This is a genomic window from Floccifex sp. (assembly GCF_051873495.1).
Lineage (GTDB): Bacteria > Bacillota_I > Bacilli_A > Erysipelotrichales > Erysipelotrichaceae > Floccifex.
Genome location: NZ_JBJEEX010000046.1, coordinates 1 through 2,226, shown reverse-complemented (window position 1 = coordinate 2,226; position 2,226 = coordinate 1). Strand labels below are relative to the sequence as shown.

At 34.6% G+C, this 2,226-nt stretch carries 2 protein-coding genes; one reads left to right on the top strand and one right to left on the bottom strand.

What is annotated here, in order from left to right:
• The first annotated feature begins 26 nt into the window (after nucleotides 1-26).
• Entirely contained in the window at nucleotides 27-1,193 is a 1,167-nt protein-coding gene (locus ACI313_RS02880) for an MFS transporter (RefSeq protein WP_439755226.1), read from the top strand.
• Between the two features lie 54 nt (nucleotides 1,194-1,247).
• On the opposite strand, the gene ACI313_RS02875 is transcribed toward ACI313_RS02880, so the two are convergent.
• A complete protein-coding gene (locus tag ACI313_RS02875; RefSeq protein WP_439755225.1) occupies nucleotides 1,248-1,661 on the bottom strand; it encodes a cupin domain-containing protein in 414 nt (137 codons plus the stop codon).
• Between the last annotated feature and the right edge of the window lie 565 nt (nucleotides 1,662-2,226).

Genomic DNA, 2,226 nt, shown 5'->3' with positions numbered 1-2,226 from the left:
ACAAAATGATGATAAAGTAAAAGCCTATGTTAAACAAAAAATCCTATTTTATCTCTCGCGCCGTTGGTGGCATAGCTAACTCACTCTTCAGTATGGTCTTTATCTGGTGGTTGCAAATATCCACTAAAAGTTCCTTCATTGTGGGAATCGCTGAAGCTATTTTTTCCACTACAGCTGCCCTATCTATTTTTTATGGTCCAATTATCGACCGCTATTCATTTAAGAAAACTAGTTATTACTCAATGCTCGTGCAAACAGTTTTCTTATTTGCCACAACTGCTGCAGTTTATCAATTTAGCAAAAGCTATATTCTAGCGTTAATTTGCGCAGGTGTAGTCTCCATCTGTGATGAATTCTTTAATCCAGCGGATCGAGCAATTTTAAAGGAAACGGTAGCTGATGAGCAAGAGTTAAATAATCTAATCTCAAAAGTTAGCAGTATCGATCAGTTCGTAAACATTGCTGGAACAGTATTTTCAGGTCTTTTATTAACCTGGTTGATTTCCGCCAATGTAATGTTAATTTGTAGTTTGCTAAGTTTAATCAGTCTTGTATTTTTGTTCTATGCTTTAAAAGAAGTTAAAAACAGAGTACCACAAGAGGCAAAGCCCAAATACTATAATCAAATTTTTAGTGGCTATAAGTTTATCAAAAATAACCAATTTCTAAATCATTATTTTTGGTCTTCAATCCTGTACTCATTTGTAACGCCGGCAATGACAATCTTATTGCCACGAATCGCCCAAAGAAGCGGTAAAGCCAGCTTCTATAGTATGTTCTACATCTGCTTCATGCTTGGTTTTATCATCGGTGCAACTATTGCAGGTAAATTAACTGTACGAATAAAAACTATTGGTTTTACCTGGCTAAGTAGTGCTATTCCCTTAATTTTGATGATCTTCTTCAGTAATAGTTGGCTAATATTCATGGGACTGATTTTTCTATTTGGTTTGATGACAAGCATTCATAATATTTTAGCTGAGTCAATGATTCAAATTACCTCAAATGACGAAGTACTTGGACGTGTTTTAACCACTATTCGCACTAGTACCTCTATTGGTGGACCGATCAGTTCAATTGCAGCTGGTATTTTGCTTGATAATTCTGGCGAAACAGTTTTGATCTTGGCCTGCGGATTCATCATTCTTGTTAGTGGATTTAATATTTTCAGAGCAATTGGTAAAACAGCATAAAAAAACCACAGAGTCGATTTTTCAACTCTGTGGTTTTTAAATATCAAAGTGTTTTTACTTTAAGTTGTTGTAGTAGTCTGGGGCTACATCTTCGTACCAAGTAGTCTTAGCCTTGTCAGTATCAGCCATGATTGAAAGGTGTGAGAACCATGAATCCTTAGCTGCACCATGCCAGTGTCTAGTGTTTGGTGAAACAACGTAAACGTCACCTGGGGTCATCTTGTGAGCTGGCTTACCCTCTTCTTGTACCCAGCCTTCACCAGCAACACAAACTAAGATTTGTGGAACTGTGTGTTCATGCCACTTGTTAATACAGCCTGGTTCAAAGTTAACATTTGCAATGTTGCAGTTAGCTTTGGTTGCAAGTGGGTTTAAGTAACTTTTACCGGTGAAATACTTTGCGTATGCATCGTTTGATGTACCAAAACCAAATGGAGTATTCTTTACTTCTTCTTCATTCTTAGCCATATTATTATCCTTCTTTTCTTTATTGATTGCTTATCATTTATTTCAATTAATATTCTATTCTCAAAAGAAGGATTTGAGAAATATTTATAATTACTAGTTAGTTATAACTTTTGCTTATAGTAAATGTTATAATAAAGGTCCTTGGCAGGGGCACTAAAGTCGATTTAAATTAAATCGGCTTTTTTCTCACTCTTTTTATGAAAGCGCTTTTATTATAATGAATTCTATGTTAAAGTAAATGGTGTAAAGGATAATATGAATTGGAATAAACATTATGATGTTTATTCTCCAGATAAGGAGATGGCTTATTATGACAGCCACTATTGGAATTACTTTTTTAGCACTTGAACTAATTGGGGTCTTTGTTTTAACTGCAATTACTCCAGATTAGCTATCATTACAAATGCAACACTCCTAGAATAATTTTTGCACATTGTTTTAAAACCCTTAAATGTAACAAAAAACAACCAATGTCTGAATGACGACATTGGTTGTTTTTGTCTTATTCAATTTTAACCATGGATGTGAAACTTAACCAAAATATTTTCGATTCGACTACCCATAA

Bases quoted from the DNA above. Each gene is read 5' to 3' on its own strand.
- ACI313_RS02875 (WP_439755225.1), bottom strand. From the start codon at position 1,661: ATGGCTAAGAATGAAGAAGAAGTAAAGAATACTCCATTTGGTTTTGGT.
- ACI313_RS02880 (WP_439755226.1), top strand. From the start codon at position 27: ATGTTAAACAAAAAATCCTATTTTATCTCTCGCGCCGTTGGTGGCATA.